Genomic DNA, 25,254 nt, shown 5'->3' with positions numbered 1-25,254 from the left:
GCCGGGTCTCAGGCCGCGGCAGTAAGCTCCTGTTTGGCCGGCTCCGCGAGCGCGGCCGCTGCTGCGCCTGCCTCATAGCCCGAGGCAGCCGCATTGGTATTGGCCGCAGAATCCTGCTCGGGCGCGATCAGGACGGCGGCGGTGCTGCTGGCCTCTGCGGCCTCTTTCACGCTGTCAATCAGCGCCGCGGCGCGGGCATCGTCCAGAGCAGCCTGGGCGCGGGCCTTGGCGGCGCTGGCCGCGTCTGCCATTTCTATCGCGGCCTGCTGACCCGCCTGGCTGTCGCTGCTGCCGCTGTCAGCGGAGGTACCGCCGTTTGAGGCTTTGCTCTCTGCGGCGGGCTGGACTGCTCCGCCTGTGCCGCTTTCCTGGGCCTCATCGTTCTGGGCGCCAGAGTTTTGGCTGCTTTGCGCGCTGCTGGGACCGGAGGTTCCGGGGACGAGAATTCCAATATCCATCTTTAACACCTGTTCGCATTTTAGCTGCATTTTAATAGCCCCTGAAAAAGGGCCAAAACATGGCAGCACCCGGCACAGGACAGGGATTTGGTAACACTGGTTACCAGAAAGTTAACGCGAGCGCGCGCTTCGCAGGACAGAAACAGCCGGCCTGTTCAGCGGGCGGCAGGCCCATAAAGCTCCGCCGCGCGGCGCTCGAAGGCGCGCACGATGCGCTGCATCGCCTCGTTAAAGACCACACCGATAATCCCCTGCAGCACCGCGTTTTTAAACTCGAAGTCGACGAAGAAGGAGACATCGCAGCTGCCGTCCCCGCGCGGGGCGAAAGCCCAGTTGGACTTCATATAGCGGAACGGCCCGTCCAGATACTCGGTGTCGATTTTGTATTCTTCGGGGTAGAGCGTGACCCGGCTGCCGAAGCGTTCGCGGAACACCTTGAAAGAGATCACCAGATCCGCCTCCATTATCTCGGCGGTGCCAAACGGGGTGCGGCTGCGGATGCGTGCGGCCGCGCACCAGGGCAGGAACTTTGGGTACTCCGCGACATCCGCAACCAAATCGTACATCTGCTGGGCGCTGTAAGGCAGCTGGCGGGTTTCCGAATGGATGGGCATCGCTTCTCTGAATTTCCTGCTACTATTGTGGCGCGTGATGTCATATGAACGCGCGGAAATTTCAAGGGGGCACCCATGTCACAGCGTCCATATGTCATTGATGTGATGATCTCTGCCAAGACCATCGCAGCGCGGATCGAGGAGCTTTGCGGCGAGATTCAGCGGGAGTTCGAAGGCACCGACAAGCTGGTGGTTGTCGGGCTATTGCGCGGCAGCTTCGTCTTTATCGCCGATCTGGTGCGCGAGCTGGACCTGCCCATCGAAGTCGACTTCCTGGAGGCATCTTCGTATGGAGATTCTATGGAGAGCAGCCGGGAAGTCCGTATTCTCAAGGACTTGCGCGGCGCCATTGAAGGCCGCGACGTGCTGGTGGTCGAAGATATCGTCGACACCGGGCACACGCTGAACCATGTCGTCCACCTGCTGAAAAGCCGCAAGCCCGCGCGGCTGAAGTCGATTGCGCTCCTCGACAAGCCGTCCCGGCGCGAGGTGGATTTCCGCGCCGATTGGATCGGCTTCGAAATCCCGGACGAATTTGTTGTGGGTTACGGAATCGACTACGCGCAGCGCAACCGCAACCTGCCGCACATCGGCAAGGTGCGCTTTACCGACGAGGAATAAGGGGCCCCGCCCTGGAAACCAGCAGTAATTCAGGCGGGCGGCACCCTAGCGGTTGCCGCCCGTCTCACCATTGAGCAGCGCGTCGACGACGGCCGAGAAGACGCCCGCGCCCACCGGGATCAGCGCATCGGGGAAGTCGTAGTCCGGGTTGTGCAGCTGCGGCTGATCCTCCCCGGCGCCGAGCCAGAACATCGCGGATTTGGCCACCTGGGCGAATTGGCCAAAATCCTCTGACCAGCGCTGCGGCGCCTTCCAAACCTCCGCCGGGCGGCCTGCGGCGGCAGCCGCTGCATCGAGTATCGCCGTTGCCTCGGGGTGGTTGGTGCAGGCGTCAAAAATGTCGTCATAGGCAATGGCGCAGGCGAGTCCTTCTTCGGCCGCCACCCGCCGCGCCAGTGCCTCTGCCGCGCCAGCCAGCTCTGCCATGCGCCTGTCGTTCACCGTGCGCAGGGTGATCCAGATCTCCGCCTCACCCGGCGCGATGCCAAATGTGGCCTCCCCGAGCCGCGCATGAGTCAGCGTCGTAAGCGCAAAGTCCGCGCCCAGCGCGCCGCCCGGCCCCAGCGCGGCAAGTTCCGGCATCAGCTGCGTCATCGCAGCGGCAGGTGAGATGCCATCCTGCGGCGCGGCAGCGTGTGAGGTCTTGCCGGTCAGCCGGATGCGCATCCCGCGCGAGGCGCAGTTAGCAGGCCCGGCGCACAGCGCAACCCGGCCCAGCGCCAACCCGGGGTAGTTGTGCAATGCAAAAGCATAGTCAGGTTTGATCCGCTCGAACTGCGGATCTGCAATGACGGCGGCGGCACCCTTGCCGGTCTCCTCGGCCGGCTGGAACAGTAGCACGACCCGTCCGCGCCTTGGCCGCTGATCTGCCAGTTGCGCCGCCAATGCGGCCACCATCACCATGTGGCCGTCATGGCCGCAGAGATGGCCGCGGCCCGCATGGGTCGAGCGGTAGGGCTGAGCGGAGAGCTCTTCGATCGGCAGGCCATCAAGCTCGCAGCGGAACAGCACCGTTGGCCCCTCCGCAGTGCCGCCGAAGACCGCAGCGACGCCATGCCCGCCCAGCGCAGTGAGCAGCGCGTCGGGTTTGAACCCGCGCAAATACTTAGTGATCAGCGCCGCGGTCTTCTCTTCCGCGCCGGATACTTCAGGGATCTGGTGCAAGCTGTGGCGCAGCGAAGTGAGCTGCGCCAGCCGCTCTGGCGTCATGCCAGGCCAAGCTTCTTGTTGCGGGCCTCGCGCAGGCGCGCGAAATCGTCGCCCGCGTGGTAGGACGAGCGCGTCAGCGGCGTCGCGGAAACCATCAGGAAGCCCTTGCCATAAGCCGCCTTCTCGTAGGACTTGAACTCCTCCGGCGTCACGAAGCGGTCCACCGCGTGGTGCTTTGGCGTCGGCTGCAGGTACTGGCCGATGGTGAGGAAATCGACATCCGCCGCGCGCATGTCGTCCATCACCTGGCGCACCGCCTGAGAGTCCTCGCCCAGGCCCACCATGATGCCGGACTTGGTAAAGATCGACGGGTCCAGCTCCTTGACCCGCTGCAAGAGGCGCAGCGAATGGAAGTAGCGCGCGCCGGGACGGACTTCCGGGTAGAGGCCGGGCACGGTCTCCAGATTGTGGTTGAACACATCCGGCTTCGCCTCGGCCACCACCTCCAGCGCGCGGTCGCCGCATTTGATGAAATCCGGGGTCAGGATTTCGATCGTAGTCTTGGGGCTGCGGTGGCGCACGGCGCGGATGGTCTGGGCGAAGTGATCGGCGCCCCCGTCTTCCAGATCGTCGCGGTCCACAGAGGTAATTACCACATGGTTCAGCCCCAGCTTTTCAACGGCATGCGCGACGCGGCCCGGCTCGAACACATCCAGCGCGTCGGGGCGGCCGGTTGCGATGTTGCAGAAGGTGCAGCCGCGGGTGCAGATCTCGCCCATGATCATCATGGTGGCGTGGCCCTGGCTCCAGCATTCGCCCACGTTCGGGCAGCCCGCCTCTTCGCAGACCGTGACCAGGTTGTTTTCCCGCATGATCTTGTGCGTTTCGGCATAGCCCTTGCCGCCCGGCGCCTTCACCCGGATCCAGCTTGGCTTCTTCGGCTGAGCATTATCCGGGCGGTGCGCCTTCTCGGGGTGGCGCTGCTCGGGGATTTTCAGGTCTCGCACTTGGAACGTCCCTTCCGGCAACTGAAGTTTTCCGGCTTGTAACATAGCCTGCCGCGGATGGCACGGCCAGATCGGCAAGGCAGCCCTGTGCCGCAGTCATGGCTTCTTGCGCGCAGGGGGGGCGGGCCCGGGGTCTGGAATTCCCGGCAGAACCGCCTATATCCCGGCTTCATCGCTGCAGCGCGGCAACGGCGCTTTGCATCCGCGGCACCCGCGGCACGCAGCCCGGTTGATGCAGGATTAGAATCGTTATAACCGTGCGCGCGAACCAGAATATTAAACTCAAGGAGCATGTTGAGATGAAAGCAGGCGTGAAACTGCCCGACGTGACCTTCAAGACCCGTGTCCGTGACGAGTCGATCGAAGGCCCGAACCCCTTCCGCTGGGAAGACAAGACCACCGCGGACTATTTCGCGGGCAAGCGCGTCGTGCTGTTCTCGCTGCCCGGCGCCTTTACCCCGACCTGCTCGACCTACCAGCTGCCGGGCTTCGAGAAGGGCTTTGAAGACTTCAAGGCCGAAGGCATCGACGCGATCTACTGCATGTCGGTGAACGATAGCTTCGTGATGAACAAATGGGCCGAAGCGCATGGCCTGAAGAACGTCGGCGTAATCCCCGATGGCTCCGGCGAGTTCACCCGCAAGATGGGCATGCTGGTCGCAAAGGACAACCTCGGCTTCGGCGCGCGTTCCTGGCGCTACGCGGCTATCGTCAACGATGGTGTTGTCGAAGCCTGGTTCGAAGAGCCGGGCCTGTCGGATAACCACCCGGAAGACCCCTATGGCGTCTCCTCGCCCGAGACCGTGCTGAAGCACCTGAAAGAAGCCAAGGCCGAAGTCGCCGCCTGACCGGCCTTCCTCTTGGAACAGAGAGCGGGTCCGCCAACGGCGGGCCCGTTTTGCTTTGTGTCCCCGGCGCGGGACAAGGCCGAAGGCCGCCGCGCATCGCCGTTGCGCCCCCACGCGGCGGCGATTTGGCAGATGCTTGAGGTATCGTCGATAATTTGTGCGGACTTGGCGGGTATAAACTGCCAAGCACTGCCCTAGGGATCGCCACCGCGCGCGCCGCCGACGCGCAACTTACCGCCTGGCGGCTTCGCGGCCCAGGTCTCAGCCGATCATCGCCGCCTCCCGCTCCGGCAACGCGTCATAGTGGCTTGCAAGCTGCTGCAGGGCGATGCGCAGAACGATCTTGCCCGAGCGCGCCGACCAGCCGAGCTGGCGCTCCGCTGTCTCCAGCCCCTCCAGGTAGCAGCAGCAGCGCAGCGCGATATCGCTTAGCCCCGGGCCCAGCATGTTGAGCGCCTCGGTCATCCGCAGACGCGCCGCCTCGGCGGTCTGGCACACCGGCTGATCGGAGCTGCGCAGGGCGCAGTTGCCGGGGGTAAAGTGCTGCTCGCCGCGGGAGATGTGGCTGCCGATCTGCGCCAGCTCGTAGTCTTCCCGCAGGCGCCTGCCCGCACTGACCAGCCTGGGCGTGAGGAACGGGTCGCCCTCCCGGTCGGTGAGCCGCGCCAGCATGTCGAGCGGCGTCTCCCCCAGCCCGTAGCGTGACTTGCGCAGGCGCCCGGGCAGCGCCGACTGGCCCATTAAGGGCGCCTGCCCCTCGGCAAAGCCGTTCTCCAGCGCCGCGCGGGCGCGGTTTTCGCGGCTTGCGACAATACGGTTCAGGGCACTGCGGCCGGCGGGCGTGATCTGGTACCGGCTGATCCTGCCCGGCCGCGTGCAGGCAATCCAGTCCAGCAGCGCCAGCGCCCCGGCGAGGGCCTTGCCGACCGCGGATTTCTGAGCCGCTCCTCTGTCCGCTCCGTCCCGCACCACCACCGCCTTCTCCATCTCCCCTGCCACCGCCAGCACGGCCCCGCTTCGGCTCAGCAGCGCAAGCACCTCCTCGGCCTTCCTTTCGAACCCCTCGCCGGACCAGTCCATGTCCGCGCTCTGCGCCTCCGCCAGCGCGGGCAGCGCCCCCGAACGGGCAAAGCAGCGCGCCGCCAGCTGCGCCAGTGCGCCGTCAATGAGAGGATCGTCCCGCCGGGCCTCCACCCGGCGCACCTGACGCAGCACGGTGGAGGCATGGCATCCCGCCTTGCGGGCGAGCTGCCGTATCGACCGGCCGCTTTCGGTATGCTCCAGGTAGCGGCCCACTTCCTCGGGCACCCAGGAAGGCAAGGGTGCGTGTGGCAATATCTGCATGTTTCAAGTTCCCCGGCAGTCTCCCAGGCAGCTATCCACCATTTGCCCACAGGGTTCCCCACAGCCAATTCAGCGTATAGCCATCTGATTTTGAACAAAACTTCAGATTACCGCCCATTGTCTCCCGAAAAAAACCAATCATCAAACAAGGTACCGCACGCCGGTATCCTAGCCGCCGCAACACCCTTAAAAGTTGTGTTAAATGAGATGCGTCCTGAGCCAGGAAAGGGAAAGCCGATGCAGGATCTCTATAGCCGCCTCACCGCTCTGCGCCGCCCCCGGCTGCTGAGCCGCAGCGCCCGGCTGGGTGCACAGTCCTATTGCCGAAAACGCGATCTGCCGCGCGTCCTGGGCTACGGCCCGCTGCCGCGCCCGGCTGAGGCGGCGCTGCAGCTGATGGAACTGGAACAGGGGATGGAGGAGAGCCGCCAGCGCGGCGAGGCCGGCTATTCGCTGATTCGCCACGTCGAGCTGCTGATCGCGCTGGCGGGGGAAGCGGAGTATCTGGAACGCCTTACCAGCGCCTCCGGCTGGCAAACGGCGGCCGCAGCGGGCCGCCGTGCGGAGCGGGCAGAAGGATTCCCCCCCTGCCCGCCTGTATCTGCACCCCCGGCCGCGTGACGTCTGCATCGGCCGGGCAGGTCAGGATGTGTTACATGAAGGCGTCCGGCATCGAAGCCTTTTTGTTGACCACATACTCTTCCAGAGCCTGCTTGATTCCGAGATCCAGCTCCGGCTGCTGATAGGTCGCCAGCAGGTGATCCACCCGGTTCGTCGCCAGCGCATAGGTGTCGCGCGCGCCTTCCTCTTCCCAGGTCTCGAACGGCTTGTAATCGAGCAGGTTGGACTTCCAGAACGCTGACTTGAAGTTGGCCTGGGTGTGAGCACAGCCAAGATAATGGCCGCCGGGGCCGACTTCGCGGATCGCATCCATCGCCTGGCCATTCTCGTCCACGGCAATGCCTTTCGCCAGCCCATGCAGCGCGCCCAGCTGGTCGGCATCCATCACGAACTTCTCGAAGTCGGCAACCAGCCCGCCTTCCAGCCAGCCGCAGGCGTGCAGCATGAAGTTCACGCCGGACAAGAGGCCCATGTTGAGCGAGTTGGCGGTTTCATAGGCTGCCTGCGCATCCGGCAGCTTGGAGCCGCAGAAGGAACCGGCCGAGCGGAACGGCAGGTTCAGGCGACGGGCCAGCTGGCCTGCGCCATAGGTGACCAGCGATGCCTCGGGGGTGCCGAAGGTCGGCGCGCCGGAGTTCATGTCGATCGAGGACACGAAGGCGCCGAAGATCGCGGGCGCGCCCGGGCGCACCAGCTGGCTGTAAGCGACGCCGGTCAGCACCTCGGCCAGCACCTGAGTCAGCGTGCCCGCCACCGACACCGGTGCCATCGCACCGCCGACGATGAAGGGGGAGATGATGCAGGCCTGGTTGTTCTTCGCATAGACTTCCAGCGCGCCCATCATCACGTCGTCGAAGGTCATCGGCGAGTTGATATTGGTGAGCGAGGTCATCACGGTGTTGTTCTGCACGAACTCCTCACCAAAGAGGATGCCGCACATTTCCACCGAATCCTGCGCCCGCACCGGCTCTGTGACCGACCCCATGAAAGGTTTGTCGCTCAGTGTCATATGCGCCATCAGCATGTCGAGGTGGCGCTTGTTCACCGGAATGTCGGTGGGCTCGCACACCGTCCCGCCGGAGTGGTGCAGCCACTTCGACATGTAGGCGAGCTTCACGAACTTGTTGAAGTCCTCCATCGTCGCGTAGCGGCGGCCGCCCTTGGCGTCGCGCACAAACGGCGGGCCATAGACCGGCGCCAGCACCAGGTTCCTGCCACCGATCACCACCGATTTCTCGGGGTTGCGGGCGTGCTGGGTGAATTCCGCAGGCGCGGTCCCGCACAGCTTGCGCGCCAGGCCGCGGGGAATGCGCACGCGCTCGCCCGATATGTCGGCACCGGCATCCTTCCACAGCTTCAGCGCGCCGGGATTGTTCACGAAATTGACGCCGACCTCCTCGAGGATGGTCTCGGCGTTGTGCTCGATGATTTCCAGCGCCTCTTCGTTCAGCACTTCGAAGTTGGGGATGTTGCGCTCGATGTACTTCGCGGTCTCGATCTTGACGCTGGTACGCTCGGCCCGGCGGGCGGCGCCGCCGCCACCCCGTGCGCGACGGCGCGGTGCTGCTTCTGTCATGGTTTGTCCTCACCAAGGGCATTCATTGCCGAAGTACTTACCGCCCTCCCGCAGCCTCGCGCCGAAAGATAGCGGCCATTCAAGTTGAAAAGCGACATATCAGCGGCATTTTCCCGCACCGCCCGGCTTGCCGGGCTGCCGGGGCCGGGATCTGCTGGCCGGGACTTGCCGGCCGGGATTTCCGCTGACACGGCTTGCCTTTCCCCCGGAAAGACTGGCATTGATCGTTGGCGCTAACACACACCAGTACCCTGGCGGAAAAGGGAATGCTCCATGGACCGGATTTCACTGACGGACGGCCTGTCGTTCAGCCGCATTGCCTATGGCCTGTGGCGGATTGCCGACGGGGAAGACAGCTCGGCCGCTCATATCACCAGCAAGATCAGCGCCTGCCTCGACCAGGGCATCACCACGCTGGACCAGGCCGATATCTACGGCGGCTACCTTGCGGAAGCGATCATGGGCGAAGCACTGAAAGCAGCTCCCGGCCTGCGCCAGAAAATCGAGATCGTCAGCAAATGCGGCATCGTCGCTCCGTCTGAGCGGTACAGCACCCCAGTGAAGCACTACAACACCAGCGCCGCGCATATTTTTGGAGCCGCCGAACAGAGCCTGCGCGACTTCGGCACAGACTACCTGGACCTGCTCCTCATCCACCGCCCCGACCCCTTCATGGATCACGAAGAAACCGGCCGCGCCCTGGACGACCTGGTGGCGGAAGGCAAGATCCGTGCCGCGGGCGTATCGAACTTCCGGCCCTGGGACATGGATCTGCTGCAATCGGCAATGTCGCAGCCGCTGGTGACAAACCAGATCGAATTGAGCCTGGCGGAGCTTTCTGCCTTTACCGACGGCACATTGGCCGCGTTGCAGCAGCGCAGACTGCCGGCAATGGCATGGTCTCCGCTCGGCGGCGGTGCGTTGATGCACGGCAACTCCCTCCTCGCAGCGAGAATGGATGAGCTGGCCGCTACCAATGATGCCGATCGCGCCGCCATTGCGGTTGCCTTCCTGCTGGCACACCCGGCGCGCATCCTCCCGGTCATGGGAACCAACAGCCTGGACCGCATCCGCAGGTTCAGCGACGCGCTGAGCATCAGCCTGAGCCGCGAGGAGTGGTTTGAACTTTACACCTTGGCCCAGGGCAAGCCTGTGCCGTGATACCTATCAAGCCGGCCCGGCCCGCAATTTTGCGGGCCGCCCGGCCATAGGCACTTGTCACAGCAACGGCTTCGACGTATTGGCGGCACATGACAGAGACATCCCATGACCGCCTCCTCATTATCGACTTTGGCAGCCAGGTCACGCAGCTGATTGCGCGCCGCCTGCGCGAGCTGAACGTCTATTGCGAAATCCACCCCTACCAGAATGTCACCATGGACTTCGTGCGCGAACTGGCGCCGAAAGCAGTGATCTTCTCGGGCGGGCCGGACAGCGTGACCCGCGAGGGCTCCCCGCGGGTGCCGCAGGAGATCTTCGACTACGGCGTGCCAATCCTCGGCATCTGTTACGGCCAGCAGGTGATGATGCATCAGCTTGGCGGCCGGGTGGTCTCGGGCCACGGCACCGCCGAGTTTGGCCGCGCTTATGTGACCCCGACCGAGGAGCGCATCCCGCTGCTCACCGGGTGGTTCCTGGAGGAGCGCGAGCAGGTCTGGATGAGCCACGGCGACCATGTCTCTGAAATCGCACCGGGTTTCAAGGTTTACGGCACCTCCCCCAACGCCCCCTTCGCGATCACCGCGGACCTGGAGCGCAACTTCTTCGCCGTGCAGTTCCACCCCGAGGTGCACCACACCCCGAACGGCAAGACGCTCTATGAGAACTTCGTGAAGCTGGCGGGCTTCACCGGCGACTGGACCATGGGCGCCTACAAGGAAGAGGCGATCCGCCTGATCCGCGAGCAGGTCGGCGACAAGAAGGTGCTCTGCGGCCTCTCCGGCGGCGTCGATTCCTCGGTCGCGGCGGTGCTGATCCACGAGGCGATCGGCGACCAGCTCACCTGCGTCTTTGTCGACCACGGGCTTCTGCGCAAGAACGAGGCGGAAGAAGTCGTGAAGATGTTCCGCGACAACTACAACATCCAGCTCATCCACGCCGACGAGAGCGACCTGTTCCTCGGCGAGCTGGAAGGTGTTTCGGACCCGGAAACCAAGCGCAAGATCATCGGCAAGCTGTTCATCGACGTGTTCCAGAAACACGCCGACACCATCGACGGCGCCGAGTTCCTGGCCCAGGGCACGCTGTACCCGGACGTGATCGAGTCGGTCTCCTTCTCGGGCGGCCCTTCGGTCACCATCAAGTCGCACCACAACGTGGGCGGCCTCCCGGAGAAGATGGGCCTAAAGCTGGTGGAACCGCTGCGCGAGCTGTTCAAGGACGAGGTCCGCGCGCTCGGCCACGAGCTCGGCCTGCCGGCAAGCTTTATCGGCCGCCACCCCTTCCCGGGGCCCGGTCTGGCGATCCGCTGCCCGGGCGAGATCACCCGCGACAAGCTGGCGATCCTGCGCGAGGCAGATGCGATCTACATCGACCAGATCCGCAAGCACGGGCTTTATGACGAGATCTGGCAGGCCTTCGTCGCGATCCTGCCGGTGCGCACCGTCGGCGTGATGGGCGACGGCCGCACCTACGACTACGCCTGCGCCCTGCGGGCGGTCACCTCAGTGGACGGCATGACCGCGGACTACTACCCGTTCAGCCACGAATTCCTGGGCGAAACCGCCACCCGCATTATCAACGAGGTGAAGGGCATTAACCGCTGCACCTACGACATCACCTCCAAGCCTCCGGGCACGATCGAGTGGGAATGAGCCCTTATCTGCTAAACCCCGGCCCTCGCGGCCGGGGTTTTTCTTTTGATCAGGCAATGACTTGCAGATCCCGCGGCAACGCAAGATGGATCAGCCCCAGGCAGAGCGGCACCTAAAGGCCGGCTGCCGCCTGGGGGGCTCCGCCGGTGCCGCGCCTGCCCCGGCGCAGGCAGTTCCGGCTTGACCCGCGGGTGCTAAATACGCCTCCTCTGCGGGGAGGCAGACAGGAGGCAGACATGACCGCGCAGCTTTCCGGCCCGGCCCGGGCCGCTCTATGGATGATGGGAGCGGTCTTCTCCTTCTCGGCGATGGCGATTGCCGGACGGGAAGCCGGGCTCAGCCTCGACACTTTCGAGATCATGACCTACCGCAGCCTGGCAGGGCTGATCGTGGTCTGCGCGGTACTCAGCCTCACCGGCCGCTGGCACCAGGTCAGCCGCGCACGGCTGGGCGCGCACCTCCTGCGCAACATCTGCCATTTCACCGGCCAGAATCTGTGGTTCTTTGCGGTGACGCTGATCCCGCTGGCTCAGGTTTTTGCGCTGGAATTCACATCGCCCCTCTGGGTGATCCTGCTGTCGCCGCTCCTGCTGGGTGAGGCGCTGACCCGGCACAAGGCGGCGACGGTTGCCCTCGGCTTTGCCGGTATCCTGATTGTCGCCCGCCCCAGCCCGGAAACCCTGAATGCCGGCATCGCGGCGGCGGCGGGCTGCGCCGTGTTCTTCGCGCTGACTGCAATCCTAACCAAACGGCTGACCCGGTTTGAGAGCACCGGCTCGATCCTGTTCTGGCTCACGCTCATGCAGCTCGGCATGGGCCTTCTCGCGGCAGGCTGGGATGGCAGCATGGCTCTGCCCGCCGCCGCCACCCTGCCCTGGCTGGTGCTGATCGGGCTGGCGGGCCTGTCGGCGCATTTCTGCCTCACCACGGCCCTGTCGATGGCGCCGGCCAGCGTGGTTGCCCCGGTCGACTTCGCCCGGCTGCCGCTAATCGCGGTCTTGGGAATGCTTATCTACGGTGAGGCGCTGGAAATCTGGGTGCTGAGCGGCGCGGCGCTGATCTGTCTGGGCAACTACCTCAACCTGACCGCCAGAACCGTTGCGAAAACGCCTGCATGACGCAGCGGCGCAGTGCGTATGCGGCAAGTTGCCGTTCGGTAAATATTGATCTGCGGAAATCTGCCCGACTACGTTCGCCCAAAGCGGCCCGCCCAGGCCGCAACTGAGGGAGGAACAATGAAACGCTATCTTGCAACGTCAGCGGCCCTGGCGCTGGCATCGGGTTCTGCAATGGCCAGCGGCCTGGACCGCACCGGCCAGCCTATCGGCATCATCTTCGAAAAAGGCAACTACGCGGAGTTCTCGGCTGCCACCACTTCCGTGGACTTGTCGGGCAACGACCGCACAACGCTGAACCCGCTCGGCTCGGCCAGCGGAGACGTCGGCGAGCGCTTCAATATGTTCGGGGCCGGCTACAAGCGGGACATTAATGAGCAGCTTTCCTTCGCGCTGATCTTCGATCAGCCCTGGGGCGTGGACGTGAACTACCCGGTGGGCGGCTCCGCCCTGCTTGGCGGCACCAGGGCACAGGCGGATTCAAACGCTCTGACCGCACTGCTGCGCTACAAGTTCAACGACCGCTTCAGCGTGCACGGCGGCCTGCGCTACCAGGAGATCGACGGGGAAATCAATCTCGCCGGCGCGGCCTACACCTCTATCGGCGGCACCTACAACGTGATGGTAAACAAGGAGGGCGCTTTCGGCTGGGTCGCTGGTGCGGCCTACGAGGTCCCCGAGATCGCCCTGCGCGCGGCGCTGACCTACAGCTCGGAAATCGAGCACGATTTCGATCTGAACGAGACTTTTGCCACCGGTGCCACCGCCAACACCTCGACCAAGACCAAGACGCCGCAGTCGGTCAACCTCGACTTCCAGACCGGCATCGCGGCCGACACGCTGGCCTTTGCCAACATCCGCTGGGCCGAGCACAGCGTGACCGATCTGGTCGTGCCGGGCCTCAGCACCCTTGCCGGCCGCTCCGTCGACCTGATCGACCTGGACGATTCTGTCACCTACACCTTGGGTGTCGGCCGTGCCTTCAACGACAACTGGTCCGGCTCGGTGGCGCTGATCTATGCCGACGTTGACGGGGATGATCTGGTTTCGCCGCTGGCGCCGACCCACGGCTACGAGGCGATCCGTGTGGGCGTGCAGTACAAGCAGGACAATGTGACCGTCTCCGCCGGTGTCCGCTACACCGATCTCGGCGATGCGGTCGCCTCGCCCGGCGGCAATCCGGTTGCCAACTTCCAGGACAACGACGCGGTTAGCTTTGGCCTGAAGGTCGGCTTCCACTTCTGAGCCTTCCGCTGGCCGGAAATTTCAAACCCCGCCCCTTTCCGGGCGGGGTTTTTCGTTTGCCGCAGGAAACGGGTCGCCTGCGCGCGCCTCTCGCGCTAGCCCTGAGGCATGACACAGATGACCCTCTCCCCCCGCGCCTGGGCCGAACTGATGCTGCTCGGGCTGATCTGGGGCGGCTCCTTCCTCGCGATCCGGCTCGGGCTGGACGAGATCCCGGTGGTGACGCTGGTGCTGCACCGCTGCGGCTGGGCGGCGCTGCTTTTGTGGCTGGTGGTGCTGATGATGCGCCTGCCGCTGCCGCGGGAGCCGCGGGTCTGGGGCGCCTTCCTGGTGATGGGGCTTCTGAACAACGTCATCCCTTTTGCGCTGATGGCCTGGGGGCAGCTCTATATCGAGACCGGGCTGACCTCGATCCTCAACGCCGCCACCGCGATCTTCGGAGTGATCGTGGCGGCGCTGGCCTTTGCCGACGAGCGGCTGAGCCTCAGGCGCGCAGGCGGCGTGGCCCTGGGCTTCCTCGGTGTTGCCACCGCGATCGGGCTGGAGCAGTTTGCCCATTTCGACCTGCGCAGCAGCGCGCAGCTCGCGGTTTTGGGCGGTGCGCTCTCCTATGCCTTCGCCAGCGCCTGGGCGCGGTCTACCCTGCGCGGGCTTGCGCCGCAGGTTGCGGCGGCGGGGATGCTCACCGGCTCCACACTGGTGCTGCTGCCCGCGGCGCTGATCCTCGACGGGGTGCCCGACCCATCCCTGGCGCCCGGCACCTGGGGCGCCGTGGCCTATTTCTCGCTTATCGCCACCGCCGGCGCCTACCTGCTCTATTACCGGGTGCTGGCGCTCGCGGGCAGCGGCAACCTGATGCTGGTCACGCTGGTGATCCCGCCGGTGGCGATCCTGCTCGGCGCGCTGGTCCTGGGCGAGACTCTGAGGCCCCAGGCCTTTGCCGGCTTTGCCCTTCTCGCGGCGGGGCTTCTGGTCCTGAACGGCACGCCACGGCTGCGGCGCAGGCGCGCGCGGAATTGACCGGCGCGGCCGGCGCCGCTAGCAAGGCGGAACATCTCTAAGGACCAGAATACGCCCATGCTTTACTCTTCCGCCCAGGACTGGCGCGATGCGCCCGCCAAACGCGTGCTCTTTTTCGGCATGTCGGGCCTTGGCAAAACCCACGTCAGCAATCTCCTGCGCGGCGCCGGGCAATGGTTCCACTATTCCGTCGACTACCGCATCGGCACCCGGTACATGGGCGAATACATTGCCGACAACGCCAAGGCGGAGGCGATGAAGGTGCCCTTCCTGCGCGATCTGCTGCTGACGGATTCGATCTATATCGGCTCCAACATCACGTTTGAAAACCTCACCCCCGTTGCCGCTTATCTGGGCAAGCCGGGCGATGTCGCCAAGGGCGGCTTGCCGATCAATGAATACAAACGCCGCCAGGAGCAGTTCCGCGTTGCCGAAATCCGCGCCCTGATGGACACCGAGTATTTCATCAGCCGCGCACGGCAGCTTTATGGCTACCCGCATTTTATCTGCGACACCGGCGGGTCGATCTGCGAATGGGCCGAACCGGAGGACTCCGCCGACCCGATCCTGACAGAGCTTTCGAAACACACGCTGATGGTCTGGATCAAAGGCGACGAGGCCCATACCGAAGAGCTGATCCGCCGTTTCGACCGCGCCCCCAAGCCGATGTCCTACCAGCCCGCGTTCCTCGACCGGGTCTGGCAGGAATACCTGGCCCAGAACCGGCTGGACGAGGGCGAAGTCGATCCCGATGCCTTTATCCGCTGGACCTACGCCCAGGCGCTGGCGCACCGGCAGCCGCGCTATCAGGCGATGGCCGACAACTGGGGCGTCACTGTCACCGCCGACCAGATCGCCAGCGTAAGGGACGAGGCCACTTTCAATGAGTTGATCGCTTCCGCTCTTGAGGCCCGGAGCTAACCCGCTTATCTCTCCATTTCCGTTAAACCGCACGCACTTCCGCAGATCAGGATACAGCCATGCCCATCAAGATCCCCGCAGACCTTCCCGCCTACAACGTTCTGACGAACGAAGGCGTGATGGTCATGTCGCCGGATCAGGCGGCACGGCAGGACATCCGGCCGCTGCGCATCGGGCTTCTCAATCTGATGCCCAAGAAAATTCAGACTGAGAACCAGTTTGCCCGGCTGATAGGCGCGACGCCCCTGCAGATCGAGCTGAGCCTGATCCGGATGACCGAGCACCAGACCAAGAACACCGCGGCTGAGCACATGGAGGAGTTCTACCGCCCCTTCCAGGAGGTGAAGCACGAGAAGTTCGACGGCCTCCTCATCACCGGCGCCCCGGTCGAGCACCTGGAGTTCGATGAGGTCACCTATTGGGACGAGCTGCGCGAGGTCTTCGAATGGACCCAGACCAACGTGCATTCCACCTTTGGCGTCTGCTGGGGCGGCATGGCGATGATTAACCATTTCCATGGCGTCCGGAAATACATTTTGGAGCATAAGGCCTTTGGCTGCTTCCGGCACCAGAACCTCGCGCCGGCCTCGCCCTACCTGCGCGGCTTCTCTGATGACTTCGTGATCCCGGTCAGCCGCTGGACAGAAATGAAGCAGGAAGAGATCGACGAACGGCCCGCTCTGCGCACCCTCCTTGGCAGCCCCGAGGTCGGCCCCTGCCTGATTGAGGATCCGCAGCACCGCGCGCTCTACATCTTCAACCACTTCGAGTACGACAGTGACACCCTGAAGCAGGAGTACGACCGCGACATCGCCAGCGGCACCGCAATCAACGTGCCGGTGAACTACTACCCCGAGAACGACCCGGCGCGGAAGCCGCTGAACCGCTGGCGCAGCCATGCGCACCTGCTCTACGGCAACTGGATCAACGAGATCTACCAGACCACGCCGTACGAGCTGGACCGGATCGGTGCGTAGGGCGATGCTCCTCGGGGCGCTGGCGCTTTCGGCAGCTGTTGCCTTCACCACAATCCGCGCGCAGCAGCGCGAGGCCCGGGCCGAGGCCAGCCACCCGCCGGGCGGCCAGCTGGTGGAGGTGGACGGCCACCGCGTGCACGTGCTGGAGACCGGACAGCCCCGCGGCAGCGCGCCCGACCTGGTGCTGATCCACGGCGCCAGCGGCAACACCCGCGACATGACCTTCCGCCTGGCGCCGGCGCTGGCCGAGGACTACCGCATTCTGGTGGTGGACCGCCCCGGGCTGGGCTACAGCGACCGCATCAACCGCACGGGCGCCAGCATCCGCCAGCAGGCGGCGCTGCTCCGCGAGGCAGCCGCCCGCTTCGGCGCCGTGCGGCCGGTGGTGCTGGGCCACAGCTACGGCGGCGCGGTGGCGCTGGCCTGGGCAGTCCATTATCCGGAGAGCCTCTCCGCGCTGGTCAATGTCGCAGGCCCCTCGCACCCTTGGGACACGCCGCTCGATACCTTCTACCGCGTCACTTCCTCCGCTCTCGGGCGCGCCCTGGTCGTGCCCGCGCTCACCGCCTTTGTGCCCGAGGCCAAGGTCCGCGAGACGCTGACCTATGTGTTTGCCCCGCAGCCGGTGCCCAAGGGCTACGCCGAGCATTTCGGCCCCGGCCTTACCCTGCGGCGCAAGACGTTGCGCGCCAATGCATTGCAGCGCGCCAATCTGCTCTCCGAGATCAAGGCGCTGGCACCGCATTACCCCAAGCTCACCCTGCCAGTGGAAATCGTGCACGGCAGCGCCGACACTACCGTAGCCGCGTCACTGCACGCCGAGAGGCTGCTCCGCGACGTGCCCTCGGCCCGGCTCACGCTGCTTGATGGCATTGGCCACATGCCGCACCAGGCCGCCACCAAAGAGGTCGCCGCCGCCGTTCACCGCGCCGCCGCCCGCGCAGGCCTGCGCGAGGCCAGTTTGCACTGAGCCATCCTGTGCCGGGCCGGTTTGCGTTAAAAGGATTCACATTCCATACTGCGCTTCCGCACCAGCGCCCGTATAAGGAATTGAGCCAAGGGGAGTTTTACATGCAGCTGCCATTTGACGGAGCGATCAGCGCCTTTGCCGCCAGCGGCGCCCCCGAGGCGGTCCGCGCCGCTCTGCGCGATACGGAAAAGGGCGAGATCCCCAGCCCCGGCTACCCCTATTCGGAGCGGATGGACCGCAAGGATTACGACCGCGCGATGGAGGCGCTGCAGATCGAGCTGGTGAAGATGCAGGCAGGCGTCAAGGCCGGCGGCCAGCGCATCGCCATCCTGTTCGAGGGCCGCGATGCGGCCGGCAAGGGCGGCACCATCAAACGCTTCCGCGAAAACCTCAACCCGCGCGGCGCCCGCACCGTGGCGCTGGCCAAGCCTAGCGAGACGGAGCGCACGCAATGGTACTTCCAGCGCTACATCGCGCATCTGCCCTCGGCCGGGGAGATCGTCTTCTTCGACCGCAGCTGGTACAACCGCGCGGTGGTTGAGAAGGTCTTCGGCTTCTGCACCGACGCCGAGCGCGAGCGTTTCTTCCATCAGGTCACCGGATTCGAGCAGGCTCTGGCAGAGGACGGCATCCAGCTCTTCAAGCTCTGGCTCAACGTCGGCCGCGCCGAGCAGCTCCGCCGCTTCCTCTCGCGCGAGCGCGATCCGCTGAAACACTGGAAGCTCAGCGCGATCGACGTGCAGGGGCTGGAGAAATGGGACGCCTACACCGATGCCATCGCCGAGACCTTCGCGCGCAGCCATTGCGCGGAAGCGCCCTGGACGGTGATCCGCTCCGACGACAAGCGCCGCGCCCGGCTGGCGGCGATCCGCCGGGTGCTGCACGCGGTGGACTACGCGGGCAAGGACGCGCAGGCCATCGGGCCGCTCGACGGCAGCATCTGCGGCGGGCCGGACATCTGGGATGCCTAAACGCGGCTACCACCACGGCAACCTGCGCCAGGCGCTGGTGGAGGCGGCGCTGCGGCTGATCGAGGCAAAGGGCCCGACCGGCTTCACCCTGTCGCAGGCGGCCAAGCAAGCCGGCGTCACACCCGCCGCTGTCTACCGCCATTTCGAGGGCCGCGAAGACCTGATCGCCGAGGCCGCGCGCCAGGGCTACCTGATGTTCGCCGACCTGATGCAGCACGCCTACGACAAGTACCAGCCTTCGGCGCTCGCGGCGTTCGAGGCCACGGGCCGCGCCTATCTCGCCTTTGCCCGCAAGCATCCCGGCCACTACATCGCGATGTTCGAAAGCGGCGTTTCCGTCAACCGCACGCCGGAACTGGCCGACGCCGCCGCCCGCGCCCGCCGCATCCTGGAGCGCGCGGCGGCGGATCTCAGCCGCCACATCCCGGAGGAGAAACGCCCGCCCGCCTCGATGTTCTCGGCCCATATTCTGGCGATGAGCCACGGGGTGGTGGAGCTTTACGCCCGCAACACTCCGGGCGCCACCTCGCCCTTCCCGCCCGAGGATCTCTTGGAAAGCGGCATCGGCATCTACCTGCGCGGATTGGGGCTGATCGGTCCCGACAGCTGAGGCAGGCGCCAAGGCGTTTGCAAATGCCTTGGCGCCGCGCGCGCGGCGGCGGCGGCGCTTAGAACCGGGCGGCGCTTTGCGGGGTGCCGAGTTCGGCCTCGACACTGACCAGCCGCACCTCGCCGATGCCCTTGATTTCTTCGGGCCCAAGATCGGCAACGCGGAACTCCTCCGACAGCGCCGCTTTCATCGCCTCCGGCGCGACGATCTTCATCGGCTTGGCAAAGACCTGCAGGCGAGAGGCCAGATTCACCGCCGGGCCGAAGACGTCATAGACATACTTCTGGATGCCCACCACCGAACCGACCGCCGTGCCGCTGCCCAGCCCGATCCGTGCGTGCCACTTGTACTGGTGGCTTTCGTTGCGCCGCTCGAGGTAGCGCAGGAAGCGGATCGCGCAATGGGCGACCGCAGTGGCATGCTCCGGCACCGGCTCCGGCATTCCTGCCACCGCCAGGTAGGCGTCGCCGATGGTCTTGATCCGCTCGCAGCCGTATTGCTCGACGATGCGGTCGAAGGCAGTGAAGATGTCGTTCAGCTCGCCCAGCGTCACGGTGGGGTCAGTGCGCGAGGCGAAATCGGTGAAATCGACAAAATCCAGCATCACCACCGAAACATCGGTATACAGCTGCGGGGTCACCACGCCGAAGGTCTTGAACTCTTCGTAGACTTGCCGCGGCATCAGGTTGAGCAGCAGCCGCTCCACTCTTTCCTTCTCCCGCTCCAGCTCCCGGGTGTTGCGTTCCACCATGGCGGAATAGCTGTCGATCATGCTTTCAAGCTCGCGGATGCGGGTGATGTTCTGGCATTCCACCACCAGCAGCGGCTCCTCGAGCTGCCGCGCCAGCGAGATATTCACCGCAAAGATCAGCGTGCGCCGCTTGCGTTTGATCTTCAGCTCCGCCGAATAGCGCAGCCCCTCGCTGCACAGAGGACCCAGCTGGGCCGAATCAAGCCCCTCGATCACCGCGGTCAGCACCGCGTCTTCAGAAGGCGTGCCGAACCATTCCGCAAAGGGCTGGTTGTGAAAGACAAACCGGAGGTCACCGGCGCGCACCACCGCCACCCCGACACCGATGGCCCGCAGGAGTTGCTCGTTGATCGCCGCGAGGCTCATGCCGCGTCCCGGGCAACGATGATGCCGCGCTTGGATTCGATTGCGGCCAGCGTTTGGCGGATATCGGGTTCGGAGATGCCATGCTGCTCCAGCGCCTCGCGCAGAAGCGCCCCCATCTCATCGAAATCGGCGTGGCTGATCCCCAGCGCCCGGTGCACCGTTTCCAGCCGCGCATCGCTGAAGGCTGCGGGGCCGCCCAGCAGGGAGGAGATGAACTTGGTCTGATGATCGATCAGCCGCGGCATGTCGACGTCTTCGAAATAGCCGCCGATCTGGTCGGACTCGAGCGCCAGCTCGTAGAAGGTCATCACCACGCGGCTGATGGCGCTGAAACCGCCGTATTTTTCATAAATAGTCTGGGCCATGGGGGCCGTCCCCCGGCAGGAAGCACTGCCCCATGATACGGCAAAACAGCGCAAAAGCCAGTGCCGGTCCCCGCTGCGGACGCCGCAGGCTAAGAAAAAGGCCGCCCCTTGGGCGGCCTTTCCCTGAAATTCCTGCTCCGAAGCTTAGCGCTTGGAGAACTGGAAGGAACGGCGGGCCTTGGCGCGGCCGTATTTCTTCCGTTCCACCACGCGGCTGTCGCGGGTCAGGAAGCCTGCCGCTTTCAGCGCGCCGCGGAGGGCGGGATCGTAAAGCTGCAGCGCCTTGGAGATGCCGTGCTTGACCGCGCCGGCCTGGCCGGAGAGGCCGCCGCCTTTGACGGTGGCGTAGACGTCGAACTGGTCTTCGACGCCGGCCACCTGGAACGGCTGGCGCAGAATCATCTGCAGCACCGGACGGGCGAAGTACTTGCTGATTTCCTTGCCGTTCACCTCGACCTTGCCGGAGCCCGGCTTGATCCAGACACGGGCAACAGCGTCCTTACGCTTGCCGGTGGCATAGGCACGGCCCAGTTCGTCACGAACCGGCTCACGCGCGATGGTTTCTTCGGCGACAGCTTCCACGCCTGCAACGGCGCCCAGCTCTTCGAGAGTGTTGATCTGATCAGCCATCGGTATCAGCTCCGGGTGTTTTTCTTGTTCATGGACTTCACATCCAGAACTTCGGGGCTCTGGGCTTCATGCGGGTGCTCGGCACCAGCGTAGATGCGCAGGTTGGTCATCTGCTGGCGCGACAGGCGGTTGCCCGGCAGCATGCGCTTCACAGCCTGGAACACGACGCGCTCCGGGTGTGCACCTTCCAGGATCTCCTGCTTGGTGCGCGACTTGATGCCGCCCGGGTGGCCGGTGTGCCAGTAGAAGTGCTCGTCGCGCTTCTTGCCGGTCATCTGCACCTTGTCGGCGTTGATGATGATGACGTTGTCGCCCATGTCCATATGCGGAGTGAAGGACGCTTTATGCTTGCCACGCAGACGCATGGCGACGATCGAGGCAAGGCGGCCCAGAACAACGCCCTCGGCGTCGATCAGGATCCACTTCTTCTCGATGTCTGCCGGAGTAGCAGAGAAGGTTTTCATGGCAGGTCAATCCTGTTTGTCGTGAAGGCAGAATCCGCTGCGGACCCGCCTGAATGCGATGGAGGGGGTTTAAGGCCATCACAATGCCGCGTCAACAGCCCCCAAGATGATTTAATAAAGCGTTTTCAGATACTTGCAATTTAGGTATAATAATACCCCAAGCTAATCACACGCTGATCTGCTCCGGCGGGTTGTCCAGAAGCGCGCGCAGCCGCAGCATCGCCTCCTCGAAGCGCTTGAGCGGCACGTGGCCGTTCACCGCGATGCGCACCGCGTTGGGCGCGCGGCCGTCGCGCAGGGCGAACTCATCAGCGGAGCGGATCTGCACCCCCTGCGCCTCGGCGGCGCGGGTGAAGGCGGCAGCGCGCCACCCCTGCGGCAGCTTAAGCCAGACAAAGGGCACCTCCGGGTTCCAGGTCAGATCAAAACCGCCAAGCGCATTGACCGCGACCCGCACATAGCGCGCCATCTCCGCGCGCACCGCCGCAATCAGCCCCGGCAGGCGCGGATCGCTGAGCAGGATGCGGGCCAGCTCGGCAAGCGGATGGGCCAGCCCGAAATAACCATGCTCCGCCGACCGCCGCAGATCCGCGCCGCGCCCCTCCGGCGCCAGCGCAAAGCCGATGCGCAGCGCGGGCGTGAGGATCTTCGACAGCGAGGAGAGATGCCACGCAAGCTCTGGCGCCAGCGCCCGGTAGCCCGGCGCCCGCGCCTCGCCCAGCCGGTAACAGTCGTCCTCGATAATCTGAACCCCGTGGCGCCGGGCAACTGCGACGATCTCCTTGCGCCGTTCGAGCGGTGTGAACAGGCCGGTGGGATTGTGCACCTCGGCGCTGGTGCAAAGCACGGAAGCTCCGGTCTTGCGGATCGCCAGCTCCATCGAATCCGGACGGACGCCATGCTGGTCCATGGCCACCTCTGCCACCTGCGCCCGCACCAGATCGGCCGCGCGGCGGAAGCCGGCATAGGAAAGATCCTCAACCATCACCACCGGCTGCGGCTCTTTGAGCAGAGTCTGCAGAACGACGATCAGGCCGTTCTGCCCGCCGTGGGTCAGCACCACGTCGTTCTCCCCCACCGGTCCCACCGCCGACGCCGACAGCCAGTCCGCCGCCGCCTGCCGCACCGGGCGGTAGGCATCGCGGGTCGGGTAGTTCAGAAAGCCGGCCGCATCGCCCTCCGCCACCTTCTGCAAAGCCTCGCGCACCGCCGCCACCTGCCCCATGTCGGCAATCCGCGGGCTGAACAGACTCACCGAATTGGGATCCTTCACCTCCAGGAGATGCAGCTGCCGCGACCAAACGTCATCGGGCACCGGGGTCTTCTTCTCTGCTACGAAGGTCCCGCGCCCGACCTCGGCTTCCAGCACGCCTTCGTCGGTGAGGATGGAATAGGCCCGCGCAACGGTTCCGGGAGTGATGTTCAATTGATAGGCCAGTTCCCGCACAGGCGGCAATTTTACACCGGCACTCAGTCTGCCCGCCTCCACGGCGCTGCGGATGGTGTCGGCCACCTTCTTGTACTTGGGGCCCTTGGCCCCGTTCAGGCTCTGCGGCCAAATTGTACCCATTACAATCCACCCTTGGACAAAGTGTTCCGATCTTTGTATCAAAAAATGGCAATGACGCAATAGGATTGTATTGATACAATAACAGGATATCTCCCATGGCACAGATGACGCAGACGGCAAACCCCCATATGGCCTATCTCAGCAGCCGCCCGGCCCTGCCGGCGCTGGCGCAGTTCGCCATCGTCTTTGCGGTATCGGTGACCAAGTGGAGCCTGCGCCGCCGCACGCGCAAACAGCTGCACCGGCTGACCGACGCGCAACTGAAGGACATCGGGCTGAGCCGCATGGACGCCCATTATGAAGCCACTCTTCCGTTCTGGCGCCCTTGATCCCCGGGCAAAGGAACCACTTCACGGCCGGGGCTCGTCCCCGGCCTTTTTTTGTACAAGATCAAGGCTAAGGCCCTCCCTTCAGAAGATAGAGGGCCTTTCCCGGCATCGGCCGGAGCCTCCCGCGGGAGTATTTTGCGGTCAGATAGCGGCCGCCCGGCCTGGCACGCATTCCCCAGGTCAGACGGCCAGCGTTGAAGCGATGACGGACAGGCAGAGAGGCCGGGCCGCGCGGCCTGTCCCGGGGGCAGGAACGGCTGGACCGGCGCCCGTTTTTCTGCCCGCCTTTCAGCCGGGTAGCAGCCATGCGGAAATTAAAGGTTGATCGAATCTTCGGGCGTCCCTAAATGCCCCATCACTTTCGGCACCGATCCCAACCCCGGACCCTTATCCGGGGGGGCGCTAAGGGCCGTCTGGATTGTCATCTACTGGAACGAAGGGGAGCGCCATGACAGACGCCAGCCTCTTCCAACTGGGGATCGGTCTGGAGACAGGCGCCCATGAGGAAGATACCGACCGCGGTGTAACGACTGCGAACATCGACGCCATTGTGGAGTCGGACCGCGAGGATCACTTCATCCGCAAGGATGGCAAGGTCTTTGCCGGCACCCACCTGATCATCGAGGTGATGAAGGGCACCGGCCTGGACTGCGAAGCGCGCATCCAGAAGGCCTTCCGCGACTGCGTGGACGTCTGCGGCGCGACGCTGCTGCACATCCATACCCACAAGTTCTCGCCGCAAGGCGTCTCCGGCGTTGCGGTGCTGGCCGAAAGCCACATCTCCGTGCACACCTGGCCGGAAATCGGTTATGGCGCCTTTGACGTCTTCATGTGCGGCGATGCCGAGCCGTGGAAGGCCGTCGGCGTGCTGAAAGAAGCCTTCTCCACCGACTTGGTGGAAGTGCGCGAACTGCTGCGCGGGGAGGAGCTGATCGCCAAAGAGGTGGCGGCATGACTGATGCCGTCAAGCATGAGTGGGTGACCGAGAGCCTGCATGCGCATTATGCCCAGCGTTTGCGCGTGGACGAGATGCTCTATGACAGCAACACCGAGCACCAGCGCCTGAAAGTGTTCCAGAACGGCCAGTTCGGCCGCATCCTGACGCTGGACGACGTGGTGCAGACCACCGAAGGCGACAACTTCATCTACCACGAGATGCTGACCCATGTGCCGATCCTGGCGCATGGCAACGCAAAGCGCGTGCTGATCATCGGCGGCGGCGACGGCGGCATGGCCCGCGAGGCGCTGCGCCACAAATCGGTCGAGCATGTCACCATGGTGGAAATCGACGGCGGCGTGGTGGATTTCTCGAAAGAGTACCTGCCGATGCTGAGCGCAGGCGCCTTCGACGATCCGCGCCTCAACCTGGTGATCAACGACGGTGCGCTCTTCATGAAAGAGAACACCGAGAAGTTCGACGTGATCATCGTTGATTCGACCGACCCGATCGGGCCGGGTGAAGTGCTGTTCACCGATACCTTCTATGGCCACGCCGCGCGTTCGCTGACCGAGGACGGCATCATCGTCACCCAGAACGGCGTTCCATTCATGCAAGGCGACGAGCTCACCGGCACCCTGCGGGCGTTCCAGGCGCTGTTTGCCGATGCCTCCTGCTACCTGGCCACCATCCCGACCTACGCGGGCGGGCCGATGGCCTTCGGCTGGGGCAGCCACTCGGACAAGGCCCGCAACGTGAGCCTTGAAGACCTGCAGGCGCGTTTTACCGCCGCCGGGATCGAGACGGAGTACTACAACCCCGAAGTTCACAAGGCCGCTTTCGCCTTGCCGAACTACGTCAAAAAGCTGTTCCCGTAAGCGGGAGGCACAAGGGGGCTTCGGCCCCCTTTTTTCGTGCCCGCCCGCCCCGGGCAGCCCGCCGCGGTGCCGCGGGCCTGTTCG

At 64.8% G+C, this 25,254-nt stretch carries 27 protein-coding genes; 16 read left to right on the top strand and 11 right to left on the bottom strand.

The features are described from left to right. Nucleotides 1–8: 8 nt before the first annotated feature. A complete protein-coding gene (locus ACOHWE_RS02285; RefSeq protein ID WP_420663797.1) occupies nt 9–458 on the bottom strand; it encodes a hypothetical protein in 450 nt (149 codons plus the stop codon). A gap of 155 nt (nt 459–613) precedes the next feature. After that, nucleotides 614–1,072: a type II toxin-antitoxin system RatA family toxin gene (locus ACOHWE_RS02280; protein WP_420663796.1), complete on the bottom strand. Its 459-nt coding sequence runs from the start codon at nt 1,070–1,072 to the stop codon at nt 614–616. A 75-nt stretch (nt 1,073–1,147) separates the two neighbouring features. On the opposite strand from ACOHWE_RS02280, the gene hpt reads away from it, so the two are divergent. After that, entirely contained in the window at nt 1,148–1,693 is a 546-nt protein-coding gene (hpt, locus tag ACOHWE_RS02275) for a hypoxanthine phosphoribosyltransferase (protein ID WP_420663794.1), read from the top strand. Between the two features lie 45 nt (nt 1,694–1,738). Here hpt and ACOHWE_RS02270 read toward each other — a convergent pair whose 3' ends face one another. Together ACOHWE_RS02270 and lipA are read right to left on the bottom strand one after the other, a co-directional pair. Beyond that, entirely contained in the window at nt 1,739–2,902 is a 1,164-nt protein-coding gene (locus ACOHWE_RS02270) for an amidohydrolase (protein ID WP_420663792.1), read from the bottom strand. Continuing rightward, nucleotides 2,899–3,849, bottom strand: a complete 951-nt coding sequence (lipA, locus tag ACOHWE_RS02265; protein WP_420663791.1) for a lipoyl synthase — start codon at nt 3,847–3,849, stop codon at nt 2,899–2,901. Before lipA ends, ACOHWE_RS02270 begins: the two co-directional genes overlap by 4 nt. A gap of 299 nt (nt 3,850–4,148) precedes the next feature. On the opposite strand from lipA, the gene ACOHWE_RS02260 reads away from it, so the two are divergent. Then, complete coding sequence (locus tag ACOHWE_RS02260; RefSeq protein ID WP_420663790.1) at nt 4,149–4,697, top strand: peroxiredoxin; 549 nt, start codon at nt 4,149–4,151, stop codon at nt 4,695–4,697. A 261-nt stretch (nt 4,698–4,958) separates the two neighbouring features. Here the strand turns inward: ACOHWE_RS02260 and ACOHWE_RS02255 are convergent, their stop codons facing one another. Continuing rightward, a complete protein-coding gene (locus ACOHWE_RS02255; protein WP_420663789.1) occupies nt 4,959–6,041 on the bottom strand; it encodes a DUF6456 domain-containing protein in 1,083 nt (360 codons plus the stop codon). A gap of 237 nt (nt 6,042–6,278) precedes the next feature. Here ACOHWE_RS02255 and ACOHWE_RS02250 point away from each other — a divergent pair, with 237 nt between their 5' ends. Further along, nucleotides 6,279–6,662: a DUF6477 family protein gene (locus ACOHWE_RS02250; RefSeq protein WP_420663787.1), complete on the top strand. Its 384-nt coding sequence runs from the start codon at nt 6,279–6,281 to the stop codon at nt 6,660–6,662. A 31-nt stretch (nt 6,663–6,693) separates the two neighbouring features. Here ACOHWE_RS02250 and ACOHWE_RS02245 read toward each other — a convergent pair whose 3' ends face one another. After that, the gene (locus tag ACOHWE_RS02245; RefSeq protein WP_420663786.1) at nt 6,694–8,238 is read right to left on the bottom strand and encodes a trimethylamine methyltransferase family protein; all 1,545 of its coding nucleotides are present in this window, start codon (nt 8,236–8,238) and stop codon (nt 6,694–6,696) included. A gap of 273 nt (nt 8,239–8,511) precedes the next feature. Here ACOHWE_RS02245 and ACOHWE_RS02240 point away from each other — a divergent pair, with 273 nt between their 5' ends. The 10 genes from ACOHWE_RS02240 (at nt 8,512) to ACOHWE_RS02195 (ending at nt 18,880) form a co-directional block, all read left to right on the top strand. After that, complete coding sequence (locus ACOHWE_RS02240) at nt 8,512–9,399, top strand: aldo/keto reductase (protein ID WP_420663784.1); 888 nt, start codon at nt 8,512–8,514, stop codon at nt 9,397–9,399. A gap of 89 nt (nt 9,400–9,488) precedes the next feature. Beyond that, nucleotides 9,489–11,051, top strand: a complete 1,563-nt coding sequence (gene guaA, locus ACOHWE_RS02235) for a glutamine-hydrolyzing GMP synthase (protein WP_420663783.1) — start codon at nt 9,489–9,491, stop codon at nt 11,049–11,051. Between the two features lie 236 nt (nt 11,052–11,287). Next, the gene (locus tag ACOHWE_RS02230; RefSeq protein WP_420663782.1) at nt 11,288–12,169 is read left to right on the top strand and encodes a DMT family transporter; all 882 of its coding nucleotides are present in this window, start codon (nt 11,288–11,290) and stop codon (nt 12,167–12,169) included. 117 nt (nt 12,170–12,286) lie between these two features. Beyond that, on the top strand, nt 12,287–13,411 hold the full coding sequence (locus ACOHWE_RS02225; RefSeq protein ID WP_420663780.1) for an outer membrane protein transport protein: 1,125 nt from the start codon (nt 12,287–12,289) through the stop codon (nt 13,409–13,411). Between the two features lie 108 nt (nt 13,412–13,519). Then, nucleotides 13,520–14,431, top strand: a complete 912-nt coding sequence (locus ACOHWE_RS02220) for a DMT family transporter (protein WP_420663778.1) — start codon at nt 13,520–13,522, stop codon at nt 14,429–14,431. A 57-nt stretch (nt 14,432–14,488) separates the two neighbouring features. Further along, on the top strand, nt 14,489–15,352 hold the full coding sequence (locus ACOHWE_RS02215) for an ATPase (protein WP_420663777.1): 864 nt from the start codon (nt 14,489–14,491) through the stop codon (nt 15,350–15,352). A 59-nt stretch (nt 15,353–15,411) separates the two neighbouring features. Next, entirely contained in the window at nt 15,412–16,329 is a 918-nt protein-coding gene (gene metA, locus ACOHWE_RS02210; protein ID WP_420663775.1) for a homoserine O-acetyltransferase MetA, read from the top strand. A 4-nt stretch (nt 16,330–16,333) separates the two neighbouring features. Beyond that, entirely contained in the window at nt 16,334–17,299 is a 966-nt protein-coding gene (locus tag ACOHWE_RS02205; RefSeq protein ID WP_420664662.1) for an alpha/beta fold hydrolase, read from the top strand. A gap of 101 nt (nt 17,300–17,400) precedes the next feature. Further along, complete coding sequence (ppk2, locus tag ACOHWE_RS02200) at nt 17,401–18,270, top strand: polyphosphate kinase 2 (protein WP_420663774.1); 870 nt, start codon at nt 17,401–17,403, stop codon at nt 18,268–18,270. Beyond that, nucleotides 18,263–18,880, top strand: a complete 618-nt coding sequence (locus ACOHWE_RS02195) for a TetR/AcrR family transcriptional regulator (protein ID WP_420663773.1) — start codon at nt 18,263–18,265, stop codon at nt 18,878–18,880. The genes ppk2 and ACOHWE_RS02195 overlap by 8 nt, the downstream gene beginning before the upstream one ends. A gap of 58 nt (nt 18,881–18,938) precedes the next feature. Here ACOHWE_RS02195 and ACOHWE_RS02190 read toward each other — a convergent pair whose 3' ends face one another. From ACOHWE_RS02190 to ACOHWE_RS02170, 5 genes are all read right to left on the bottom strand, one after another. Beyond that, nucleotides 18,939–19,997: an adenylate/guanylate cyclase domain-containing protein gene (locus ACOHWE_RS02190; RefSeq protein ID WP_420663771.1), complete on the bottom strand. Its 1,059-nt coding sequence runs from the start codon at nt 19,995–19,997 to the stop codon at nt 18,939–18,941. After that, on the bottom strand, nt 19,994–20,362 hold the full coding sequence (locus tag ACOHWE_RS02185) for a group I truncated hemoglobin (protein WP_420663769.1): 369 nt from the start codon (nt 20,360–20,362) through the stop codon (nt 19,994–19,996). Before ACOHWE_RS02185 ends, ACOHWE_RS02190 begins: the two co-directional genes overlap by 4 nt. Before the next feature lie 144 nt (nt 20,363–20,506). Next, nucleotides 20,507–20,992 carry a 30S ribosomal protein S9 gene (gene rpsI, locus ACOHWE_RS02180; protein ID WP_420663768.1) on the bottom strand — a complete coding sequence of 162 codons (486 nt, stop codon included), beginning with the start codon at nt 20,990–20,992 and terminating at the stop codon, nt 20,507–20,509. A 5-nt stretch (nt 20,993–20,997) separates the two neighbouring features. Continuing rightward, nucleotides 20,998–21,456 (bottom strand): 50S ribosomal protein L13, encoded by a 459-nt coding sequence (gene rplM, locus ACOHWE_RS02175; protein WP_420663766.1) that lies wholly within the window; start codon nt 21,454–21,456, stop codon nt 20,998–21,000. 166 nt (nt 21,457–21,622) lie between these two features. Further along, nucleotides 21,623–23,026, bottom strand: coding sequence for an aminotransferase-like domain-containing protein (locus tag ACOHWE_RS02170; protein ID WP_420663765.1), 1,404 nt, complete (start codon nt 23,024–23,026; stop codon nt 21,623–21,625). A 95-nt stretch (nt 23,027–23,121) separates the two neighbouring features. On the opposite strand from ACOHWE_RS02170, the gene ACOHWE_RS02165 reads away from it, so the two are divergent. From ACOHWE_RS02165 to speE, 3 genes are all read left to right on the top strand, one after another. Continuing rightward, nucleotides 23,122–23,355 carry a DUF1127 domain-containing protein gene (locus ACOHWE_RS02165; RefSeq protein WP_420663764.1) on the top strand — a complete coding sequence of 78 codons (234 nt, stop codon included), beginning with the start codon at nt 23,122–23,124 and terminating at the stop codon, nt 23,353–23,355. A 448-nt stretch (nt 23,356–23,803) separates the two neighbouring features. Next, nucleotides 23,804–24,310, top strand: coding sequence for an adenosylmethionine decarboxylase (gene speD / locus ACOHWE_RS02160; RefSeq protein WP_420663763.1), 507 nt, complete (start codon nt 23,804–23,806; stop codon nt 24,308–24,310). After that, nucleotides 24,307–25,170 carry a polyamine aminopropyltransferase gene (gene speE / locus ACOHWE_RS02155; protein ID WP_420663761.1) on the top strand — a complete coding sequence of 288 codons (864 nt, stop codon included), beginning with the start codon at nt 24,307–24,309 and terminating at the stop codon, nt 25,168–25,170. Before speD ends, speE begins: the two co-directional genes overlap by 4 nt. The last annotated feature ends 84 nt before the right edge of the window (nt 25,171–25,254 follow it).

It is taken from the genome of Cribrihabitans neustonicus (assembly GCF_048820895.1).
In the GTDB taxonomy this organism is placed as follows: Bacteria; Pseudomonadota; Alphaproteobacteria; order Rhodobacterales; family Rhodobacteraceae; genus Cribrihabitans_A; species Cribrihabitans_A neustonicus.
The sequence above is the reverse complement of the archived record's forward strand: the minus strand, read 5'-3'. Positions and strand labels throughout refer to the sequence as shown.

Coding starts and splice junctions, on each gene's coding strand:
- ACOHWE_RS02285 (WP_420663797.1), bottom strand. CDS start 458: ATGGATATTGGAATTCTCGTCCCCGGAACCTCCGGTCCCAGCAGCGCG.
- ACOHWE_RS02230 (WP_420663782.1), top strand. CDS start 11,288: ATGACCGCGCAGCTTTCCGGCCCGGCCCGGGCCGCTCTATGGATGATG.
- speD (WP_420663763.1), top strand. CDS start 23,804: ATGACAGACGCCAGCCTCTTCCAACTGGGGATCGGTCTGGAGACAGGC.
- rpsI (WP_420663768.1), bottom strand. CDS start 20,992: ATGGCTGATCAGATCAACACTCTCGAAGAGCTGGGCGCCGTTGCAGGC.
- speE (WP_420663761.1), top strand. CDS start 24,307: ATGACTGATGCCGTCAAGCATGAGTGGGTGACCGAGAGCCTGCATGCG.
- ACOHWE_RS02280 (WP_420663796.1), bottom strand. CDS start 1,072: ATGCCCATCCATTCGGAAACCCGCCAGCTGCCTTACAGCGCCCAGCAG.
- ACOHWE_RS02195 (WP_420663773.1), top strand. CDS start 18,263: ATGCCTAAACGCGGCTACCACCACGGCAACCTGCGCCAGGCGCTGGTG.
- ACOHWE_RS02260 (WP_420663790.1), top strand. CDS start 4,149: ATGAAAGCAGGCGTGAAACTGCCCGACGTGACCTTCAAGACCCGTGTC.
- ACOHWE_RS02165 (WP_420663764.1), top strand. CDS start 23,122: ATGGCACAGATGACGCAGACGGCAAACCCCCATATGGCCTATCTCAGC.
- ACOHWE_RS02250 (WP_420663787.1), top strand. CDS start 6,279: ATGCAGGATCTCTATAGCCGCCTCACCGCTCTGCGCCGCCCCCGGCTG.
- ACOHWE_RS02225 (WP_420663780.1), top strand. CDS start 12,287: ATGAAACGCTATCTTGCAACGTCAGCGGCCCTGGCGCTGGCATCGGGT.
- ACOHWE_RS02170 (WP_420663765.1), bottom strand. CDS start 23,026: ATGGGTACAATTTGGCCGCAGAGCCTGAACGGGGCCAAGGGCCCCAAG.
- hpt (WP_420663794.1), top strand. CDS start 1,148: ATGTCACAGCGTCCATATGTCATTGATGTGATGATCTCTGCCAAGACC.
- ACOHWE_RS02240 (WP_420663784.1), top strand. CDS start 8,512: ATGGACCGGATTTCACTGACGGACGGCCTGTCGTTCAGCCGCATTGCC.
- ACOHWE_RS02270 (WP_420663792.1), bottom strand. CDS start 2,902: ATGACGCCAGAGCGGCTGGCGCAGCTCACTTCGCTGCGCCACAGCTTG.
- ppk2 (WP_420663774.1), top strand. CDS start 17,401: ATGCAGCTGCCATTTGACGGAGCGATCAGCGCCTTTGCCGCCAGCGGC.
- ACOHWE_RS02185 (WP_420663769.1), bottom strand. CDS start 20,362: ATGGCCCAGACTATTTATGAAAAATACGGCGGTTTCAGCGCCATCAGC.
- guaA (WP_420663783.1), top strand. CDS start 9,489: ATGACAGAGACATCCCATGACCGCCTCCTCATTATCGACTTTGGCAGC.
- ACOHWE_RS02205 (WP_420664662.1), top strand. CDS start 16,334: ATGCTCCTCGGGGCGCTGGCGCTTTCGGCAGCTGTTGCCTTCACCACA.
- ACOHWE_RS02190 (WP_420663771.1), bottom strand. CDS start 19,997: ATGAGCCTCGCGGCGATCAACGAGCAACTCCTGCGGGCCATCGGTGTC.
- rplM (WP_420663766.1), bottom strand. CDS start 21,456: ATGAAAACCTTCTCTGCTACTCCGGCAGACATCGAGAAGAAGTGGATC.
- ACOHWE_RS02220 (WP_420663778.1), top strand. CDS start 13,520: ATGACACAGATGACCCTCTCCCCCCGCGCCTGGGCCGAACTGATGCTG.
- metA (WP_420663775.1), top strand. CDS start 15,412: ATGCCCATCAAGATCCCCGCAGACCTTCCCGCCTACAACGTTCTGACG.
- ACOHWE_RS02245 (WP_420663786.1), bottom strand. CDS start 8,238: ATGACAGAAGCAGCACCGCGCCGTCGCGCACGGGGTGGCGGCGGCGCC.
- ACOHWE_RS02255 (WP_420663789.1), bottom strand. CDS start 6,041: ATGCAGATATTGCCACACGCACCCTTGCCTTCCTGGGTGCCCGAGGAA.
- ACOHWE_RS02215 (WP_420663777.1), top strand. CDS start 14,489: ATGCTTTACTCTTCCGCCCAGGACTGGCGCGATGCGCCCGCCAAACGC.